Annotated in this window: 11 protein-coding genes; 1 reads left to right on the top strand and 10 read right to left on the bottom strand. The window is 70.9% G+C overall.

Annotated elements, in window-relative coordinates:
* Positions 1-15: 15 nt before the first annotated feature.
* From ACIBEI_RS47560 to ACIBEI_RS47535, 6 genes are all read right to left on the bottom strand, one after another.
* Positions 16-2,304: a glycosyl hydrolase family 95 catalytic domain-containing protein gene (locus ACIBEI_RS47560; RefSeq protein WP_398897569.1), complete on the bottom strand. Its 2,289-nt coding sequence runs from the start codon at positions 2,302-2,304 to the stop codon at positions 16-18.
* The gene (locus tag ACIBEI_RS47555) at positions 2,301-4,352 is read right to left on the bottom strand and encodes a beta-galactosidase (RefSeq protein ID WP_398897568.1); all 2,052 of its coding nucleotides are present in this window, start codon (positions 4,350-4,352) and stop codon (positions 2,301-2,303) included. Before ACIBEI_RS47555 ends, ACIBEI_RS47560 begins: the two co-directional genes overlap by 4 nt.
* Positions 4,349-6,574 (bottom strand): WD40/YVTN/BNR-like repeat-containing protein, encoded by a 2,226-nt coding sequence (locus ACIBEI_RS47550; protein WP_398897566.1) that lies wholly within the window; start codon positions 6,572-6,574, stop codon positions 4,349-4,351. Before ACIBEI_RS47550 ends, ACIBEI_RS47555 begins: the two co-directional genes overlap by 4 nt.
* Positions 6,575-6,751: 177 nt before the next feature.
* Positions 6,752-7,702, bottom strand: coding sequence for a carbohydrate ABC transporter permease (locus ACIBEI_RS47545; RefSeq protein WP_398897564.1), 951 nt, complete (start codon positions 7,700-7,702; stop codon positions 6,752-6,754).
* Positions 7,699-8,793, bottom strand: a complete 1,095-nt coding sequence (locus ACIBEI_RS47540; protein WP_398897562.1) for an ABC transporter permease — start codon at positions 8,791-8,793, stop codon at positions 7,699-7,701. The genes ACIBEI_RS47545 and ACIBEI_RS47540 overlap by 4 nt, the downstream gene beginning before the upstream one ends.
* A gap of 4 nt (positions 8,794-8,797) precedes the next feature.
* Positions 8,798-10,480 (bottom strand): extracellular solute-binding protein, encoded by a 1,683-nt coding sequence (locus tag ACIBEI_RS47535; RefSeq protein WP_055618536.1) that lies wholly within the window; start codon positions 10,478-10,480, stop codon positions 8,798-8,800.
* 382 nt (positions 10,481-10,862) lie between these two features.
* On the opposite strand from ACIBEI_RS47535, the gene ACIBEI_RS47530 reads away from it, so the two are divergent.
* Positions 10,863-13,718: a glycoside hydrolase family 3 C-terminal domain-containing protein gene (locus tag ACIBEI_RS47530; protein ID WP_398897561.1), complete on the top strand. Its 2,856-nt coding sequence runs from the start codon at positions 10,863-10,865 to the stop codon at positions 13,716-13,718.
* 86 nt (positions 13,719-13,804) lie between these two features.
* Here ACIBEI_RS47530 and rpmF read toward each other — a convergent pair whose 3' ends face one another.
* From rpmF to ACIBEI_RS47510, 4 genes are all read right to left on the bottom strand, one after another.
* Positions 13,805-13,975 carry a 50S ribosomal protein L32 gene (gene rpmF, locus ACIBEI_RS47525; RefSeq protein ID WP_398897560.1) on the bottom strand — a complete coding sequence of 57 codons (171 nt, stop codon included), beginning with the start codon at positions 13,973-13,975 and terminating at the stop codon, positions 13,805-13,807.
* 145 nt (positions 13,976-14,120) lie between these two features.
* Positions 14,121-15,566 (bottom strand): aldehyde dehydrogenase family protein, encoded by a 1,446-nt coding sequence (locus ACIBEI_RS47520; RefSeq protein ID WP_398897559.1) that lies wholly within the window; start codon positions 15,564-15,566, stop codon positions 14,121-14,123.
* Positions 15,567-15,929: 363 nt separating this feature from the next.
* The gene (locus tag ACIBEI_RS47515) at positions 15,930-17,639 is read right to left on the bottom strand and encodes a PucR family transcriptional regulator (protein ID WP_398897557.1); all 1,710 of its coding nucleotides are present in this window, start codon (positions 17,637-17,639) and stop codon (positions 15,930-15,932) included.
* Positions 17,640-17,858: 219 nt separating this feature from the next.
* Positions 17,859-19,973, bottom strand: coding sequence for an ATP-binding protein (locus tag ACIBEI_RS47510; protein WP_398897602.1), 2,115 nt, complete (start codon positions 19,971-19,973; stop codon positions 17,859-17,861).
* Positions 19,974-20,164: the final 191 nt, after the last annotated feature.

Here is a 20,164-nt window from a genome sequence, read left to right as displayed (position 1 = left end):
GGATCGACTGCGGATCTACTGCGGCCCCAGGGTGAGGACGCAGTCTTCTCCGGCTCGCAGGTGGAGCGGTCGCGCTCCGGAGGAAGTCCTGAGGTCGACGCGGTGGGTGCGGGTGGGCCGTACCACCGCGCGGGCTCCCGCCGGGCTCCAGCTGATGTCGACCTCGGCGCCGAACCTGGTTCGTACGCCCCGGAGTTCGCCCTCCGGGAAGGCGGCGGGCAGGGCGGGCAGGAGGACCAGCCGGTCGGGGGTCGACTGGATCAGCGTTTCGACGATCACCGCGGGGAGGGTGTGGGCGGCGTCCGCGTTGTAGACGTCGCGGCCGGGGTAGTGCGCGCTCATGAGGGAGGCGTGGAAGAAGTCGCCCTCCAGCACCTGGCCGAGCGCGTGCGCGACCCGCTCGCCGTCGTGCAGCCGGGCCGCGACCAGCGCGTGGTGCAGATGGCCGTGCGCGGAGTCGTTCTCGGCGCCCCTCAGTTCGAGGGCCCGGTGCGCGGCGGCCGCGAGATCAGGGGTGTCGTACGGGTTGATCTCGTCGAGCGGCCACACGCCGTACAGATGGCTGAGGTGCCGGTGGTCGTACGTGTCGTCGAGGCCGGGCCACGCCCACTCGGCGAGCGCTCCGTCGTCGTTGACGCGGTGCGGGGGCAGCCGCTCGGCGAGCGCCCGCCAGCGGTCGGCGTCCGGTCCCGGGTGGTACGCGGCGGCCGTGAGCAGGGCGTGCCGGGCCGCCGAGAGGTCCATGGCGGCGTTGATCGCGCCCCAGCTCGCGTTCGCCGGGCGGTTCTCGGGCGAGTAGGAGGGGACGACGACGAGTCGGCCGTGTTCGTCGGTCCGGGTGAGGAAGTCCTCGTAGAACAGGGCGAGTTCGGCGAGAGCCGACTTCAGCCGGGGGTCGTGCTCGCCGCGTGTCTCGTCGTGGTCGACGAGCGGTTTGAGCAGCCAGTCGGCGCCCGCCGTCCACAGGTGCAGGGGGTATTCGCGGCTGAAGTGGTACGTGTGCCCGGACTCGCCGTCCGTGTGCGGTGGGGCGACGATGCCTCGCGTGCCGAAGACGGCCCGGGCGTTGTCCCGCCAGTGCGGCAACTGGCCGTGGATCAGGGCCGCGTGGGCCTCGACGGCCTCGGGCAGCGCGCCCGCGACGGCCGACGCGGTCTGCAGGTTGAGGTTGGCGTCCGTGGTGAACGCCCCGGACCACGCCGTGTCCCAGTCGCCCGTCCACAGCCCGGTGAGCCTCGGCGGCAGCATCCCGGCGGCGGACAGCAGGTGGTATCGGCCGGCCGCGAAGAGCCGTTCGAGCAGTGCGGGGCTCTTGGGCCGCTTGAGCAACTCCGAGCCGGGCAGGGCGCGTTCGGTGTCGTCGGCGTCGAGGGTGAGGGAGACGCGGTGGTACGCGGTGCGGTGGAGGTCCAGGTGACGCTCAAGGAGGCTGCCGTACTGCTCCTCGCCGACACCGTCCGGCAGCAGTTCACGCAGCGCCTGTGCCGCCGCCACCGTGTCCAGCTCCCCGGTGTGCCGCCGCACCCGGGTCAGCAGCAGGACCGACTCGGCCCCGGTCACGCGGATGCCGGGTGGGGTCAGGGTCGTACGCCCGCCGGTGACGACCGCCAGCGTCACTCCGGTGTACGCGCGGTCGCTGCCGGGATAGCGGGCGCTCAGGGTGAGCACGGCGCCCTCGGGCGTGAGGATCACCCCGTCGCTGACCTTCAGCCCCTCGGGGGCGCCGGGGAGCCCGTGGTCCAGCGCGATGTCCGCGGTGAGGCCGGGCGAGGTCACGTGCTGGACGATCACGTCGTCCGCGCGTGAGACGAAGACGCGGCTGCGCCAGCCCGTGCAGGCCGCCTCGGCGACGCCCGTGGTGAAGTCGACCGAGCGGCGGTAGCCGCGCTCCCCGTCGGCGGGCCGGCGCAGCCGCACCTGGAAAGCGGGATGGAAGGGCTGCACCCACTGCAGCGGACGCCCGTCGGTGAACTCCTCGGCCGCGGTCAGGTCCCCGGCGAGTAACCGGTCCTGGAGCTGCGGCAGTTGGGCCGCCAGTTCCGGGGGCCCGGCGTCTTCGCCGCCGTTGGGGCGGACCAGGGTGTGGTGCGTGACGATCACACGGTCGTCGTTCGGATCACCGAACACCATGGCACCGTGACGGCCGTTGCCGCTGAGGAAGGCGTCCTCCCAGCGGCCGGCCGGACGCGGCTCCCAGGTGCCGTGCGGCGAGGGCGAGCGCGAGGGAGCGGGTGCGGGAGCACGTACGGGTGCGGGCGCGGATGCTGGCGCGGATGCGGGCGCGGGCGATGATTCGGCGCTCACGGCGAGAGCACCGCCGCTCCGAGGCGCGCCAACTCCACTGATCCCGTGACCTGTTGACCGGTGAGCAGGTCCCGATGCGACCCCGGCACCCGCACGGTGACCGCCTCGCGCCCGTGGTTGAGCACGAAGAGCAGGTCTCCCCGGCGGACGGCCTCGACTTGCGGAGGCAGCCCGTCGAGCACCGGCCGCACACCCGCGCCGGAGGCCACGCCTGCCAACAGCTCGCGCAGCGCGGCGGGTTCGGGCAGCGTGGAGACGTACCAGGCACGCTCCTTGCGCAACACCGCGGGCATGCCGTCTAGTTCGCCGCCCTTGTAGCGGGCCTCCACGACCGCGCCCGCCTCGGCCTCGATCTCCTCGACCTCGATCTCCTCGGACCACAACGTGCCCCGGAACCCGTCGCATTCGGCGGTCTCATCCGCGTCGAGCGGCCACCACTCGTGCAGGATGCGGATGCCGAACAGCTCTCGCAGCCGCTCGTCCATGCCGCCGGGCCGTACGCGGTCGTCCTCGTCGGCGACACCGGTGAGGAAGCCACTGACGAGGGTGCCGCCGCCCCGTACGTACGCGACGAGGTTGTCGATCGCCGCGTCGGTGAGCAGGTAGAGCTGCGGCACGACGACCAGCCGGTACGCGGACAGGTCGTGCTCCGGGTGCGCGAAGTCCGTGGTGATGTGGGCCTCCCACAGGGCGCGGTGCCAGGCGCGCACGACCTGCGGATGGTCGACCTCGGAGGAGAGACGGCCCTCCTGAGCGCCGGCCCACCAGGCGTTCCACTCGTGGAGGATCGCGACGTCCGACGCGGAGTGACTGCCCGTCACCTTTTCGCCGATGCGGGCGAGTTCGGCGCCGAGCTGCTTGACCTCCTGGTAGGTACGGCCCCGCTCCCCCGCGTGACTGACCATGCCGGAGTGGAACTTCTCCGCGCCCTGGCGGGACTGCCGCCACTGGAAGTAGCAGACGGCGTCGGCGCCGCGGGCGACGGCCTGGAGGGACCACAGGCGGTTGAGGCCGCGCGGTTTGGGGTGGTTGACGCCCCGCCAGTTCACGGGCCCCGCGGCCTGCTCCATCAGCATCCACGGGCCGCGGGCCTGGGAGCGGGTCATGTCCTGGATGAGCGCGCCGTTCTGGGCGCCGAAGGGGTCACGCGGGTCGGGATAGATGTCGACGGAGACGACGTCCTCCTCCCCCGCCCACTTCCAGGCATCCTGACCGACCCACATCGGCATGAAGTTGGTGGTCACCGGGAGGTGCGGGGAGTGCCGGCGGACGATGTCGCGCTCGGCGACGTAACACTCCAGGAGCATGTCGGAGGTGTAGCGCTTGAAGTCCAGCACCTGGGTGGGGTTCTTCATGTAGTGGGCGTGCCGCGGCGGCAGGACCTCCTCCCAGTCGCCGTAGCCCTGGCTCCAGAAGGCCGTTCCCCAGGCGGAGTTGAGGGCGTCGAGGGTGCCGTACCTGTCCCGGAGCCAGCGGCGGAAGGTGGCGGCGGCCTCGTCGCCCCAGTCGTAGGTGCAGTACTCGTTGTTGATGTGCCACATCGTGAGGGCGGGGTGGCTGCCGTAGCGGGCGGCCAGGTCCTCGGTGATGGCGGCGGCGTAGCGGCGGTAGGTGGAGCTGGAGTGCGAGAAGTGCTGGCGGCCGCCCCACCACTCGGTGCGACCGTCCTCGTCACGGGGCAGGGTGTCCGGGTGGAGGCGGCCCATCCAGGGCGGGGGCGAGGTCGTGGGCGTGGCCAGGACGACCCCGATGCCGTTCTCGTGCATCAGGTCCATCAGCCGGTCCAGCCAGCCGAACTCCCGCTCCCCCGGCCGCGGTTCGAGCTTCGCCCACGAGAACACGCCTAGCGTGACGGAGTTGACGCCGGCCGCCTTCATCAGGCGTACGTCCTCGTGCCAGGTCTCCTCGGGCCACTGCTCGGGGTTGTAGTCGCCACCGAAGAGGATGCGGCCACGGGTGGCGTCGCCGAGGCCGGGAGTGCCTGGCGTTGAGGTCGGAGGCGGGTTCGGGTTCGGGTTCGGGTCCGTGTTCCCGTTCGGGTGGCTCATCGGACGGGCTCCCCATACTGGATGCCGCGCCCGTTGGTCGCCAGGTACACCCGGCCGTACACGCGCGGGTCACCGACCACGACCTCGCCGGTCCAGCCCCATTGATGGGCGTCGTCGTTGATCCGCGTCCAGGTCTTCGCCTCGTCGTCGGAGCGGTGGACGGCGGTGATCGTGTCCGTCGAGCCGACCTGGTAGATCGCGGGGTAGCCGGCGCCGTCGGCGGCCTTGCCGAAGCCGAGGGTGTACGAGGCCCAGCAGCTGGTCACCTTCGAGAAGCTCGCTCCGCCGTCGGTGGACCGGTAGAGCCCGTTCCACTTGGCGGACAGCCACAGGTCACCGCTCCGCCCGGGTGCGGCGACGAGCTTGAACTGGGCGTCGCCAGAGGGCAGTCCGCCCGCACGGACCGTGAAGGAACGGCCACTGTCAGTGCTGGCGAGTAGCGTTCCTGTGTCGGTGTCGTATGCGTAGAAGAGCGTCGGGTCGGCCGGGTCGGCGACCGGCGTGGCGCCCTTCGGGAAGGAGGAGATCTCGGACCAGGTCGTGCCGTTGTCGGTGGACCGGTGGGCTGCGTGCTTCGTGCCGTCCCAGTGCACGAAGGACCACAGCAGCGCGCTGCCGTCGGCGTTGGTGGCGATCGGCCCCGGTGCGTCCTTGGCGAGGTCGGGCTGGGCCTCGAAGGGCGCCCAGGTCTGGCCTCCGTCGTTCGAGTAGGCGCCGTTGCCGTTGTCGCCCCAGCCCGCCCGGACCACGTACGACGGCCTGGCCGCGGCCTGCGCGAGTCCCGTCGCCGACCCGGACACGGGGTTCGTCGCCATGCCGCGTGCCGGCGACGCCGTGAGCCGCTCGTGGTACATGACGCCGATGTCCCGCGAGCCGCTGAGCAGGTGCGCCTCCCCGACCGGGGGCGACACCAGCTGCACCACGGACGCCTCCTCCAGACCCCGGATCTGCGGCGCCCAGCGCTTCAGATCACGGGTCCCGTAGAGGGTCGCGCCGGTCCCGTACACGATGTGCTTCGAGTCGTACGGGTCCACGGCGAGCGCCTGGATCCACCAGCCGAACTTCGGCTTGTCGTCGCCCCACTTGAGGTAAGGAGTCTCGGACACGTCGAAGACAGCAGCGTCCTTGAGGGACGTCCAGGTACGGCCGCCGTTCGTGGTGCGGTACACGGTGTCGACGTCGGCCCAGCGGTTGTTGGTGGAGACGACGAGGGTGCCCGGGCGGCGGGCGTCCACGGCGACTCCGCCGTAACCGAAGGTGTCGGCGGACCCGTCTTCCGTGGTCCCGCCCGGCTTCACGGGGGTCACCTCGGCCCATGTGCCGGTAGCGGTGCGCAGTTTGTGCACGCTGCCGTCCGACTGGCCGTTGGGTCCTGGCGCGTTGGCGTAGGTCACGTACAGCTCGCGGGTGTGCGTGTCGTACGCGGCACGGATCGGCACCTTGGCAGCGGTACCGGACGGCTGCCCGGGAACGGCTTCCCATGTCGTCCCGTCGGCCGTGCGGTACAGGTTCGCCGTGCCCGAGGTGCCGTCGCCGTCACCCCACCCGGCGTAGACGGCCCGCCCGACGGCGACGAGGAACATGACGCCCTGCCCGGAAGAGCTCGCCTTCGCCGGAAAGCCGCTCACCGCCGCCCAGGTGGCCCCACGGTCGGTGGACTTCAGCAACCCGTCGTGCCGCGTCCCCAGCCACAGCGTGTCGCTGTCCCGCGGATCGACCAGCAGCCGCTCCCCCGCACCCCGCCCGTCCTCGTTGGCCCCGAGCTTCACATCTAGATCGGTCCGGCTCCAGGTCGCACCCCGGTCCTCGGACCGCAGCACGGCACCGTTCCCGGCCCACGACTGCGCGTACGTGCCGAGAGCGAGGTAGACCCGCCCGGGATGCGCGGGGTCGACGGCGATCGCCTCCACACCGAGCAGGTTCCAGTCGTCCCACCCGAGGTGATCGGTGAGCGGGGTCCAACGGCCGGCGCGGTCGTCCCAGCGGTAGGCGCCGCCGATGTCGGTACGGGCGTAGGCGAGACCGCGTACGCCGGGGTGGAACAACACCCCGGTGACGAACCCGGTCCCGCCGACGACCACATTCCGCCACCGATAGCCGGGCCCGTCCGCCACCGGGGCAGCCACCGCGGGGCTGACGGACGCCCCGGAAACAGCAGTAGCGGCCACGGTGGCAGCGGTCCCGGCAAGGACGGCGCGTCTGCTCAGGCGGGGCGTGCGCATGACATACCTCGTTCTAGGAATGGGGGAACTTCGTAAGGGAGGAGCGGAACGGAGTTGTTTGGGGGCGCGGGGAACTGCGCGACCAGCCACAACCAACCCGCAGCCGAAAAACAACCCAGCAATTCCAAGCAAAGCAAAGCCAAGCCAAGCCAAGCCAAGCCAGAAGGGGGACGCCAGTCACCCCTTGACGGCGCCGGTCAGCATGCCCTTCTTGAAGTGCTTCTGGACGAAGGGTGAGAGGAACGCGACGGGCAGCAGGGCCAGCACCATGACCGCCATCTGGACGGCGAGCGCGGAGAGCTGGCCCGTCTTGATGGCCTGGCTCATACCGACCGGAGGCTCTTGCTTCTGGACGAGCTGGATCATGACGTTCTGCAGCGGCATCATTTCCTGGTCGCTCAGGTAGATCGACGCGTTGAACCAGGCGCTCCAGTAGCCGACGGCGTAGAACAGCGTGATCACCGCGATGACGGCACGGGAGAGCGGGAGCACGATCTGCCAGAGAATCCGCCAGTCCCCCGCCCCGTCGATCCGCGCGCTGTCGGTGAGCTCCGGCGAGATGCTCATGAAGAACGCCCGCAGGACCAGGATGTTGAAGACACTGATCGCGCTCGGCAGGATCAGCGCCAGGTACGTGTCCGTCAGCCCCAGGGACTGCACGAGCAGATACGTGGGGATGAGGCCGGCGCCGAAGAACATCGTCGCGAGCAGGATCATAAGGAACCAGCGGTGCCCGACGGACCCGATGCGGGAGAGCCCGTACGCGGAGAGGACGGACACCGTCATCGAGAACACCGTGCCGACGAGCGTGACGCCCAGGCTGACGAGGGTGGCGCGGGTGACCTGGCCGCCGCTCAGCAGCTCCTGGTAGGCGATGAAGGTGATGCCCTTGGGGATCACCACCAGGCCGCCGGCCTCACTGATGTCCTGCTTCGAGGACAGACTGGTGACGACGACGATCCACAGCGGGAACAGCACGGCGAAGCAGGCGATGGCCAGGACGAGGCCCTTGCTCGCGAGCCCGGCCTTGTTGGGCTCCTCCTCCCAGACGGGCCTCGGCGGTGCGGCCCAGCGTCCGGAAGCCTTCGGGCCGGGGGCCTTCGGCCGTTCCTCGGTGACAGCGCTCACTTCTTGTACACCCCCTGCTCACCCATGAGATGGGCGACCTTGTTCGCGGCGAGGACGAGGCCGAGACTGACCACACCCTTGATCAGGCCCGCCGCCGCCGCGTAACTGAAGTCCTGGTTGCGGACGCCGTTCCACCACACGAAGGTGTCCAGGACTTCCGCCGCGCCCGGCCCCACCGCGTCTCGCTGCAGCAGGATCTGTTCGAAGCCGACCGTGAGCGCGTCACCGACACGCAGCACCAGGAGCAGAGCGATCACCGGCCGCAGCGCGGGCAGCGTGACGTGCCACATACGGCGCCACCGGCCGGCCCCGTCCATGGCCGAGGCCTCGTACAGGTCGGGACTGACGGAGGCCAGCGCCGCGAGGAAGACGATGATTCCCCAGCCGGCGTCCTTCCAGACGCCCTCCGCCGTCACCAGGAACTTGAAGATCCCCGGGTCGGTCATGAGGTCGAAACCCTCGTAGCCGTGCTGGCGCAGGGTCTGCGCGATGATGCCGGCGCCGCCGAAGATCTGTTGGAAGACGGTGATGACCAGCACCCAGGAGAAGAAGTGCGGCAGGTAGAGGATCGCCTGCGACACCGCCCGCACCCGTGGCCTGATGACGCTGTTGATGAGCAGCGCCAGCACGATCGGGATCGGGAAGAAGAGCAGCAGTTGGAGGGAGAACAGGACGAAGGTGTTCTGGACGGCGTCCCAGAACGCCGAGTCCTCGAAGATCCGTGAGAACTGTTCGAAGCCGACCCAGGGGCTGTGGAAGATGGCGACGAAGCCGTTGTCGCTGATGTATGGGTCGTACTCCTGGAAGGCAACGACGTTGCCCAGGATCGGTATGTAGTTGAAGACCAGCACCAGCAGGACGGCCGGCAGGGTCATCAGGATCAGCGTGCGGTCCCGCTTGAGGCGGGTCCTGAGGGTGCCGCCGTTCGCGGCCTTCTTCAGGGCCTTCTTCTCGGCTCTGGAGACCCCGGAGGGCTTCGCGGGCTTGGCGGCCCTGGTAGATCTGCCCCCTCCGGCGGAGGGTTCGACGGCGTCGTCCGCCGTCGACGGCGCGGTGCGCGCGGCGGCGCCCGGAGTGGTGCTGTGTGCCACCTCGTCACCCCTGCGCGGATCCGCTGTCGTCCAGCAGCTTCTTGTACCAGTCCCGCAGCTTGTCGCCGCCCTGGCTCTTCCACTCCGACACCGCCTGCTGCATGTCGCTGACCTTCTTGCGGCCGCGGACGACGCTGTCCTCCAGGTCCTCGAAGTCGTTGGAGAGGCTGGTGTAGCGGGCCGGTTCGGTGACCTGGAGCCCGTAGAAGGAAGACTTCTTGGTGAAGGCGCCCATCCGCTGCTGCCACTCCACCTGCTCCTTCGCGATCTCCGCGAAGTCGGGGTGCGCGATGGTCGGGGCGGGGCTCGCCAGCATGACGAAGGCGTTCAGGACCTCCTGGTTACCCTTGTCGTTCTTGGTGGGAACGCCGTCCTTGACGGTGTAGTGCGTGCCCTCCACCCCGTAGTTGGTGAGCATGTACTCCTTGGTGCCGTACGGGGCCGCGGTGACGTTCGCGGCGGCCAGCACGTCGTGGATCACGGCCTTGGACGCCTTCTTGTTGATGAAGGCGAAGATGCCCGCGGGCGATGCGGCCCACAGCTGGGGGTCGCCCCCGTCATGGCCGAAGATGTCCATGCCGGCGATGCGGAAGTCCTTGTTCTGGGTGGCCTGTTCGGCCATCTTGCCCCACCAGTCCGTGATGTTCTGGTTGTACATCATGACCTGGCCGTCGGTGAAACGCTGCCCCGCGTTGCCCTGGTTCGCCGCCCTGGCGTCGGGGTGGACGACGCCCGCCGCGTACAGCTTGCGCGTCCACTCGAGCGATTCGAGGTACTCGTCGGTCTCGACCCGGTAGATCAGCTTGCCGTCGACGAGGTTCCAGCCGAGCGACTTCTCGCTTCCGGACAGCACGCCGAAGAAGTTGAAGGCGCTCCACTTCATGTCGTCGCAGGCCCACACCTTCGCCTTGGCGTTGGTGATCTCCTTGGCGAGGGCCAGGAACTCGTCGGCGGTGGTGGGGAGTTCGTACCCCTCCTTGTCGAAGACGTCCTTGCGGTAGAAGGGCACGATGCCCACGACGGTGGGGGCGGGCTGGGGCAGGCCGCGCAGCTTGCCGCCGAAGATGGAGTACTGCCAGGCGTCGGTCGGGATGGCCGCGAGGTTCGGGTACTCCTTGACCTTGTCGCCCGAAAGGTACGGGCCGAGGTCCGCCATCTTGCTGATGATGGCGCTGGGTATCTTGCCGCCCATGTTCCAGCTGGGGATCACCACGACGTCCGGCATGTCACTGGAGGCGAGAACCGCGCCCAGCTTCTCGTCGTACGTGTTGCCGTCCTGGTTCTGCCAGACGACGTTGGCGCCGATCGTCGTGTTCATCGTCGAGTAGTAGGGATTGCTGCCCTTCGGCGGCGTGCCCCAGAACGGCGACATGATCTTGATGGTGCTGCCCTTGCCGAGCTTCTGCGGCACCGAGGTCTTCAGGTCACCCAGGACCAGCTTGCTGGTGAAACCGAGGGCGGAGCCGTTCTTCGACGCGATGTCCGGCGTCACCACGTTCTGCGCCACGAAGGCGGGAAGGATCTTCTGCGCGTCCTTGCCCGAGGTCGTGCCGTCCTTGGAGCCGCCGCCGGACCCGCCGCAGGCGGCCAGCAGCGGCATCCCGCCGGCCACGGCGGCGGCAGCGACCGCCGTCGAGCCGAGGAAACTTCTCCGACTGGGAGCGGAAGTGGCGGAGTTCGGCGTCATTGCGTCAACCCTTCATGGCGCACAGCAGGACACCCGGCGGTGGGGCCGTCGGCTGCGGTGTCTGAGTGGAACTGGCTGAGCCGAAGCGGACCTCGGAGGTCTGCGCCCTCCGGGGGCGACATCTTCGACCATCGACGACAGTCGAAGCGCTTCGATGTTGCTGCGAGGTTAAGTGAACACCTGGGGGTACACAAGAGCCGATTCCAACATTCCTCGGAGGTATAAAGGTCTGAACCGGTCGCTTCCGGCCCTTGGGATGGCGGTGAGGATTCGGAGTTGTTGCGTCGGGGTGTCTTGACACCCACCCCGGAGTCGAATGAGCATCGAAGCGCTTCGAAAGCCCTTCACCGTTCTCCCGCACCTTCCACAGAGGGATCCTCGCGTGACCGCTCAAACGCCGCCTTTCCGCGACTCGCAGCTGCCGTTCGCGAAGCGCATCGACGATCTTCTGTCGCGGCTCACCCTGGAGGAACGGGTCGCGATGCTGCACCAGTTCGGGCCCGCGGTGGAGCGGCTCGGCGTCGCCGCGTTCCGCACCGGCCAGGAGGCACTGCACGGGGTCGCCTGGATGGGCCCGGCGACGGTGTTCCCCCAGGCCGTCGGCCTCGGCGCGACCTGGAACGACGAGCTCGTACGCCGGGTCGGCGAGGCGGTCTCCACCGAGACCCGCGCGATGCGCTCGCGCGACGACCGCGTCGGCCTCAACGTCTGGGCGCCCACGGTCAACCTCCTGCGCCACCCCTTGTGGGGCCGCAACGAGGAGGGCTACTCCGAGGACCCGAAGCTGACCTCGGCGATCGCCACCGCCTACACGCGGGGCCTGCGCGGCGACCACCCCGCGTACTGGCGGACGGCCCCGGTCCTCAAGCACTGGCTCGCGCACAACAACGAGACGGACCGGGCGACCGCGTCGAGCTCCGTCCGCCCGCGCGTGCTGCACGAGTACGACCTGCGCGCCTTCCGCGAGACGGTCGAGGCGGGCACGGTGGCCGGCGTGATGCCCGCGTACAACCTGGTCAACGGCCGCCCCAACCATGTGTCGCCGTATCTGCGCGAGCAGCTGCGCACCTGGACGGACCAGGATCTCCTGGTCTGCTCGGACGCGGGCGCGCCCTCGAACCTGGTCGACCACGAGCACTACTTCGACACCCACGAGGAGGCCACGGCCGCCTCCCTGATCGCCGGTGTCGACAGTTTCACGGACCACGGCACGGACAGCACGCAGATCGTCGAACGCCTCCAGGGAGCCCTGAACCAGGGCCTGTTGACCGAGTCCGACATCGACGCGGCGGTCCGCCGCCAGCTCGCGATCCGCTTCCGCCTCGGCGAGTTCGACCCGCGCCTGGACCCGTACGCCGACACCAAGGACTTCGACACACCCGCGCACCGGTCTCTCGCGCGGGAAGCCGCGGAACAGGCGATCGTCCTCCTCAAGAACGACGGCCTGCTCCCCCTCACCGACCTCCCCGGCCAGGACATCCGCATCGCGGTGGTGGGCCTCCTCGCCGACGAGTGCAAGCTCGACTGGTACAGCGGCACCCTCATCCACCGCTCCACCCCGCTCGAAGGCCTCTACGAGCGCTTCGGCGCCGACCACGTGGACTTCGCCGAGGGCGTGGACCGCGTACGCCTCAAGACCTCCGCGGGTACGTATCTGAGTGTGCCGCGGGCGGACGACGCGACCGACGAGGTCCGCGGCGCCGAGGGTGCGCTGGACCCGGCCCTCCTCGCGGGCCGCACGGACCTGCCCCCGCTCACCACCGACACCACGGGCACCGAATTCGCGCTGATCGACTGGGGCGGGGGCGTCCTCACCCTGCGCGCCCCCGACGGCCGCTATCTCTCGGTCGCCGACGACGGCTTCGTACGCGCCTCGGCCGACCAGCCCGGCGGCTGGGTCGTCCAGGAGACCTTCCGCCTGGAACCACATGCGTCCCACGGTTCCCACGAGAACGGTCACCTCCTGAAGCACGTCGGTACGGGTCGCTACGTCTCTGTCGCCGCCGACGGCGTGAAGGTTGCCGCCGAGAACCCGGAAATCCTCGAACTGGAGATCACGGAACGCGGCGAGGACACGGTGGCCCGCACGGCCGCCTCGGCCGACGTGGTCATCGTGGTCGCGGGCAACGACCCGCATATCAACGGCCGCGAGACGGAGGACCGCACGACCCTCGCCCTCCCCGCCCACCAGCAGCGTCTCCTGGAGGCGGCCCGCGCCGCGAACCCCCGCACGGCCCTGGTGATCACCTCCTCCTACCCGTACGCGACCGACCCGACGGACCTCCCCGCCGTCCTCTGGACGGCCCACGGCGGCCAGGCGGCCGGCACGGCCCTGGCCCGCGTCCTGGCGGGTGACGTCTCCCCGGCGGGCCGGCTCCCCCAGACCTGGTACGCCTCGGACGCGGACCTCCCCGACCTCCTCGACTACGACGTGATCGGCAGCCGCCAGACGTACCTGTACTTCGAGGGCACCCCGCTCTTCCCCTTCGGCCACGGCCTGTCGTACGCGTCCTTCGAGTACGGGGACCTCGTGACCCACGCGGGCGAGAACTCCGTGCACGTCACCTTCACGGTCACCAACACGGGCAGCACCCCGGCCGACGAGGTGGCCCAGCTCTACTCCCGCGCTGTGGCCCCCTCGGTCTCCCGCCCCCGCCGCGAACTGCTGGCCCACCGCCGGGTCCACGTGCTCCCCGGCGCCTCCACCGAGCTGACCTTCGAACTCCCGCTGTCCGCCTTCGAGTTCTGGGACGTGGTCCACGGCATCCGACGCCTGGAGCCGGGCCCGTACGAACTCCTCGTGGGCGCGTCCAGCGAGGATGTCCGGCTGCGCGGGACGATCGAGCTGGACGGCACGCCCACCACCCCGCGTCCGGTCCTCGAACACGGCCTGAACGCCGCCGACTTCGACGAACAGCGGGGTGCGGAGATCGTCGACCGTACGAAGCTGTCGGGCGACGCGGTCGCACCCGCGCACGGGAAAACCGCCGAACTGGTCTACCGCGGCTGCGACTTCGGCCCCGCGACCAGGTCCGTCACCGTCGAGGTGTCGGGCGAGGGCTCACTCGAACTGGCCCTGGACGGCGGCCCGGTGATCGCCCGCCTCGATGTCCCGGCCACGCCGGGCCCGTACGACTTCACCACCGTCGTCACCGAATTCGGCGCCACCGAGGTCCACGACCTGCACATCGGACTGCGCGGCCCGGTGCGGCTCGCGCACGTCGGCTTCTCCGGCTGAGGGTCCGGACCGGGCCGACGGCACAAGGAAGGGGCCCGGCACCGGAAGGCATCGGTGCCGGGCCCCTTCGTCCGGGGGCGGGTGGGTCACCCCTCGGGCTTGATGAGCCCACGCTCGTAGGCGCGGATCAGTCGCCGCGGTACGGCGGACTCACGTCCGTCGGCGAAGAACGGGACGAGATCGGCCGTCGCCGCCTTCCACTGTGATCTGCGGTGCCGGGTGTTGGAGCGGGACATCTTGCGCTTCGGAACTGCCATACCCGGAACCCTACATGAAAACGATTGTCACTAGCCATAGGGATTCGCACCATGAGGCCCGGGTCACAGGGCAGCCGACAGACGGCGACGGCCGGAGTCCCCGCACAGCGGACTCCGGCCGTCGCACTACGCCTCGTGTCTGATCTCAGAGAGCGAGTCCCGTGAGCACGAGCACGCGCTCGTACGTGTAGTCGTCCATGGCGAACTTCACGCCTTCACGCCCGACCCCGGACTGCTTCACACCGCCGTAGGGCATCTGGTCGGCACGGTAGGACGGCACGTCACCGACCACGACGCCGCCCACCTCCAGTGCGCGGTGGGCGCGGAAGGCGGTCTGCAGGTCGTGGGTGAACACGCCTGCCTGCAGCCCGTACTTGGACTCGTTGACGGCGGCGAAGGCGGCCGCCTCCCCCTCCACCTTCTGCACGGTGAGAACGGGCCCGAAGACCTCCTCGCAGGAGAGGGTCACATCGGCCGGCACATCGGCCAGCACGGTCGGCGCGTACGAGGCACCGTCGCGCTTGCCGCCCGCGAGCAGCGTGGCGCCGGCGTTCACGGCCTCGTCGACCCACGTCTCGACGCGCTTGGCGGCGTCCTCGCTCACCAGCGGCCCGACGTCGGTGGCGTCGTCGGCCGGATCACCGGTGACCTGCGCCTCGACGGCGGCCACCACGCGGGGCAGCAGCCGGTCGTACACGGAGGCGTCCGCGATCACCCGCTGGACGGAGATGCAGGACTGTCCGCCCTGGTAGTTGGAGAAGGTGGCGATCCGCGAGGCCGCCCGGTCGAGGTCCTCGTCGCTCGCCCAGTCGGCGAGGACGACGGCCGCGCCGTTGCCGCCCAGTTCGAGGGTGAGGTGCTTGCGCGGTACGGAGTCCATGATCGCGTAGCCGACCTTGTCGGACCCGGTGAACGAGATGACGGGCAGCCGCTCGTCCTGCACGAGGGCCGGCATCTTGTCGTTGGCGACGGGCAGCACGGACCAGGACCCGGCCGGCAGGTCCGTCTCGGCGAGCAGCTCGCCGATGAGCAGCCCGGAGAGGGGGGTCGCGGGAGCGGGCTTGAGGATGATCGGGGCGCCCGCGGCGATGGCGGGGGCGATCTTGTGGGCGCAGAGGTTCAGCGGGAAGTTGAACGGCGCGATGCCGAGGACGACGCCCTTCGGGAAGCGGCGGGTGAGGGCGAGGCGCCCCTGGCCGCCGAGGTCCGTGTCCAGCCGCTGGGCCTCGCCGCCGTTGAACCGACGGGCCTCCTCGGCCGCGAACCGGAACACGGACACGGCCCGGCCGACCTCGCCGCGGGCCCACTTGACCGGCTTGCCGTTCTCGGCGGATATGAGCCGGGCGATCTCCTCGGTCCGCTCCGCCAGGCGGCGGCTGACGTGGTCGAGGGCGGTGGCGCGTACGTGGGCGGGGGTGGCGGCGAACTCGTCCCGTACGGCGTGTGCGGCGGCGACTGCCTCTTCGACCTGGGCGTCGGTCGGTACGGAGACCTTGCCCACGGAGTGGCCGTCCCACGGGGAGGTGACGTCGAAGGTGGACTCGCCTGTGGCCTGGCGGCCGGCGAGCCAGAAGGCGTGGGTGTCGGTCATGTGCGAGTCCGGGCCCTTCCGCGATCGGGGGTGTTCTTGGTCTTTCCCGACCACGGTAGAGCCGCAGTGCCGTGGCGGCGTCTGTCCGAGTCGTAGCACTCCCCTGCCGGGGTGCGCCGCTTTGGCCTAGTCCCCGATTTTGTTCTCGCCCCCGCCGCCCCTACCCATTCCCGTCTCTCTGGGGCTCCGCCCCAGACCCCGTGGGGGTTTGTTGTCGGGTGCGGGTTCGGATGTGGCTGGTCGCGCAGTTCCCCGCGCCCCTGGGTATTTCAGCCTCTCCGGCGTTTGAGGAGCGGGGGTTCGGGGGCTGGCCCCCGAGTAAGTGACGGGAATGGGTAGGGGCGGCGGGGGCGAAAAAAGCCCCTACTCCGCCGAAGCCGTCGTCTTCAGCGCGAGCCACAGCTCCATCCGCACATCCGGATCGTCCAGAGACCGCCCGAGGATCTCCTCGACCCGCCGCATGCGGTACCGCAGCGTATGCCGATGCACGCCAAGATCCGCCGCGGCCGCGTCCCACTGCCCGTGCCGCGACAACCACGCCCGCAACGAGTCGACAAGATCCCCCCGCCCGGTGGCGTCATGCTCGTACAGGGGCCTCAAAAGCCCGTCCGCGAACGCCCGCACCGCGTCGTCCGCGAGCAACGGCACCACGGACCCCGCGGCCAGATCCTCGTGCTCGACGAGCACCCGCCCCCGCCGCCGGGCGACGGACAGGGCCTGCTCGGCCTGCTTGTAGGCGGCCCCCGCCGCGATGGGCCCGGCGGGAGCCGAGATGCCGACGACCAGCTCGTCCTCGTCGCCCGCCTGCTCGCCGCCGGACCGGGCGCCCCCGACGGCCTCGGCGTACTGGGCGCAGGCGGCAACGACCGCACCCCGGTCCGCGGCGAGCACCACGAGCCGCTCCCCGTCGGGCACCACGAGCACGGCCTCGCCGGACCGGGCGGCGGCGGACTCCACGACCTCGCCGAGCCCGCCCACGAGATCACCGTCGGCCTCGGCAAGGACGGCGGCGGCCTCGGCGCTGACCGTGGCCCCGCCACCATCCGCGTCCGCCTCCGCGTCCCCGGCCCTAGCCCGGGCCCGCCCGGCGGAAGCCGACGCGGCCTCGGCCAGGATCATCCGGTAGGGCGCGTCCAGCAGCCCCCCGTACAGGTCCCCGGCGACCCCGCGCGCGTGATCCGGCTGTCCGGCCAGCAGCATCCGCAGCACGGCGGCCCCGATCCGCTGTTCGGCGGCGTACAAGGAGCGGGACCGTTCCGTCGTCAGCGTCAGCAGGGCGATGGCCGAGTGCACGGCGTACCGCTCGGCCGTACCCAGCGCGGCCGCGGTCCCGACGGCGAGCGCGGCGCGGGCCCGCCGCCCCGTCCCGAGCGAGTGCAGCTCGACCCGGTCCTCGCCGCTCCCGTCCCCGCCGTCATCACTCCCACCGTCACCAGCGCCGCCGACGACGGAACTCGCGGGTGCGGCCCGCTCCCGCAGCCGCTCCACGTCACCGGTGATCCGGGCAGCCCGCCGCCCCGCCCACTCGGGCGCGGTGGCGACGACGGCGCCGGACGCGTCGTACAGGGCGGCCCATCCGTCCACCTGCGAGGCGAGCGCGGTCAGCAGTCCTTCGGGCCCGTCGCTCAGCGCCTGCTTGGTCAGCTCCCGCTGCGCCGCGAAGCCTGCCGTCACCGCCCGGTACTGATCGGCGGCGATGGCGGCGGACACGGCCTTGCTGATGGCGAGGAACGGTGTCCGGCGGGGCACCTCCAGCAGGGGCAGCCCCTCGCCCTCCGCCGCGTCGACGAGCGCCTTGGGCGTCTCCTCGTAGTGCACGCCGACGGCGAAGCCGAGCCCGGCCACCCCGGCCCCCACCAGGCGCTTCACATACCGCCGCATGGCCTCGGCGTCCTCCGCGTCCAGCTTGAGCGCGGTGATGAGGAGCAGTTCCCCGCCCTCCATGTACGGCACGGGGTCGGTGAGTTCGCTGGCGTGCACCCAGCGGACAGGGGTGTCCAGACGTTCCCCGCCCGCGCGCACGGTGAGCTTGAGCGCCGAGTGATGGACGAGCGAGGCGAGCGTGGGGGGCATGAGGCCTTCAGGTCTTCGAATCTTCACAGGTTCTTCGACGGTCGCGGACGATGTGATCTTTGCGATCTTTTGGCCGCAGCGTATGAACGACCTATGTCGATTCTGCCTCACCGTACGGTCGGCCCGTGACCATATGTCCGGACGTCCCGCTCGGCGCACCCGTCAATTGCCCCTCATCTCAGGAGCCCCCGGCTCCCGCACCCGCGTCCCGCGTCCGCCTCAGCTCCGCAGATCCACCAGCAGCGGGGGCGCGTGCTCCCCGCGCACGCTGGTGAGCGAGAGCACCGCGTGCCCCGGCGGCACCCCGTGCGCCAGCTCGGACGCGGACCACCGCTCACGCTCGACCTGTCGCACGGTCACGGCCCGGGCGGTGGGCGCGTTTCCGGTGATCACCCGCCGCAGCATGTGTACGGCCTTGCCGGCCGGTGTCTCGGCGATGATCTGCCGGTCGGTGACGTCCCGTGCCTCGGTCCACTCCTTGCCCCACACCTCGGCGAAGTCCTGCCCGTCCCACGGCGTGAGCCCGGACAGCGCCATCCGGCACCCGATCGCCCCGAGCAGCGGCGACCGCAGCGGCCGGGGTACGTCGTCGAGCGTGCGCAGCGTCATCACGACCCCGGCGTTGGCGGACCGCAGCCGCTGAACGCCCCGTACGGCCTCGGGTGTGATGACCCCCGTGGCGTCGTCGAGCACGAGACAGGCGAACAGCGACCGGTCCTCCCGTACGGCGACGCTCGCGGCGAACTGGGCGAGCACGAGCCGTGCGAGCATCCGGGAGGCGTCGGCGTGCCCGCGCTCGGGCAGGTCGATCCGCACCCGGACGGGGTGGTCGAGGGCGCGCAGGGAGAAGGGGCGGGACTGCCCGGACGTGTCGAAGAACCCGGCGAACGCGGGGCGGTCGAGCAGCGCCACGCGATCGGCGAGCACACTCCCCACATCCCCCGGGTGACCCAACTGCCGCTCCCGTGCGTCGAGTTCGCGGAGCAGCGACTCCTGGCCGCCCTCGGTGAGTGCCTTGCGCAGCGCGCCGAGCGGTCCGGGCGCGCCGTCGAGCAGCTGCCTCAGCTCGGGCACGGACGGGAAGCGGCCGTGCACCCCCCGGAACGGCCCGAGCAGCTGGGCCAGCACGGTCGTGGACCGCCTGCTGTCGGCCCCCGGATGCGGATCGGCGAGGTCCCCGACGAGCGCCTCGGCGAGCACGGCCGCCGCCTCGTCGGGGTCGGTGGTCCCGCCGTACAGATCGAGGTCGTACACGGACTCGGGATTGCCCACCCGCACCACGACGTCGTACGCGTCCACCGGCCCGAGCCCCGCCCCCGCGGCCCCGACGACGACCACGGCGGCCCGCCCCGCGAGCGCGTGCAGACACAGCGACTCGGCGAGCGGCCAGACGACACCGCCGGTCTTGCCGGACCCGGCGGGCCCGACGGCGAGCAGCGAGGTGCCCAGCAGGTCCGGCCCGAGCGCGAGGCCGGTTCCGCGGTAGGAGTACGGGTTCCGCGGGTCGTCGGCCGTCGTGCCGAGCCGTACCTGCCCGGTGACGAGATCGTGCTTCGCGAGCCTTCCGGGCAAGTCCCGCTCCCCGGAGGGGTGCAGACAGGCGGCGGCCCCGTCCTGCAGAACGGCACCGCTGAAGGTGGCGAGACTGTGCCGTCCGCTCCGCACGCCCTGCCAGGCCCGGGCGATCCGTGCCTGGTCGACGTCACGCATCCGTCCGGCCCTGGCCTCGGCGCCGAGCCGTTCGGCTGCGTCGGCGGCACCCGCGGCGCGCAGTTGGTTCCACTGGGCGGGGTCTTCCTCGGGCGCGGGCGGGCGCTCGCTCACGGGCGCGGCGCGGCGCCAGGCGGGCAGCCCGTAGCGCCGCCACACCTCGCTCCAGCGGCCGAGGCGCCCGACTCCGATCATGATGCCCATGGCGATCGCCACGTAGTAGGCGTAGACGACCACGACGGAACCGAAGCTGTGGGGCTCGGCCCAGGAGTCGGGGATCATCGCGTAGAGCGGCAGCAGCCACCATCCGCCGAGGTAGCCGTTCCACAGCAGCGACCAGATCAGCCATCCCACGAGGAACGCGATGAGCGCCCCGCCGATCAGCTGCCGGGCCGGAATCTGCTCGGGCTCCTCCTCCGGCCGCGGCAGGTGCCCGAACCGCCACACGCCCGGGGCGGCCTCGGGCCGCGGGGTCCGCAGCCAGGTGAGAAAGGTGGACCCGTCCGGCGCCGGTGGCATCCCGGGCGCCTGCGCGGGCCGTGGCGGCACCTGGGGCGGTCCGGCCGGCCGCGGCACACGATCGGCGTGCGTGCCCCGTGCGTCCTGCGTGCCGTCGCTGTCCATCGCCTCTGCCACCCCTGACCAGCCGCTCCGTACGTGGTTTGCGAGTCAATCTAACGCCCTCACAAGGGGAGTTCACCGCTTACCGGGCCGGGTACGCGGCGATACGGACACCCCGGCCCCTCGTCGCTCCCCGCCCACGCTATGTCCATGGCGGACAACCGAATCTCCCGACACCGCCCAGATGGAGCATG

The organism is Streptomyces sp. NPDC050988, from assembly GCF_044456225.1.
GTDB lineage: Bacteria > Actinomycetota > Actinomycetes > Streptomycetales > Streptomycetaceae > Streptomyces.
The sequence above is the reverse complement of the archived record's forward strand: the minus strand, read 5'-3'. Positions and strand labels throughout refer to the sequence as shown.

What these genes read in the sequence shown, in the direction of transcription:
- ACIBEI_RS47555 (WP_398897568.1), bottom strand. Translation starts at nt 4,352, where the DNA reads ATGAGCCACCCGAACGGGAACACGGACCCGAACCCGAACCCGAACCCG.
- rpmF (WP_398897560.1), bottom strand. Translation starts at nt 13,975, where the DNA reads ATGGCAGTTCCGAAGCGCAAGATGTCCCGCTCCAACACCCGGCACCGC.
- ACIBEI_RS47520 (WP_398897559.1), bottom strand. Translation starts at nt 15,566, where the DNA reads ATGACCGACACCCACGCCTTCTGGCTCGCCGGCCGCCAGGCCACAGGC.
- ACIBEI_RS47550 (WP_398897566.1), bottom strand. Translation starts at nt 6,574, where the DNA reads ATGCGCACGCCCCGCCTGAGCAGACGCGCCGTCCTTGCCGGGACCGCT.
- ACIBEI_RS47515 (WP_398897557.1), bottom strand. Translation starts at nt 17,639, where the DNA reads ATGCCCCCCACGCTCGCCTCGCTCGTCCATCACTCGGCGCTCAAGCTC.
- ACIBEI_RS47510 (WP_398897602.1), bottom strand. Translation starts at nt 19,973, where the DNA reads ATGGACAGCGACGGCACGCAGGACGCACGGGGCACGCACGCCGATCGT.
- ACIBEI_RS47535 (WP_055618536.1), bottom strand. Translation starts at nt 10,480, where the DNA reads ATGACGCCGAACTCCGCCACTTCCGCTCCCAGTCGGAGAAGTTTCCTC.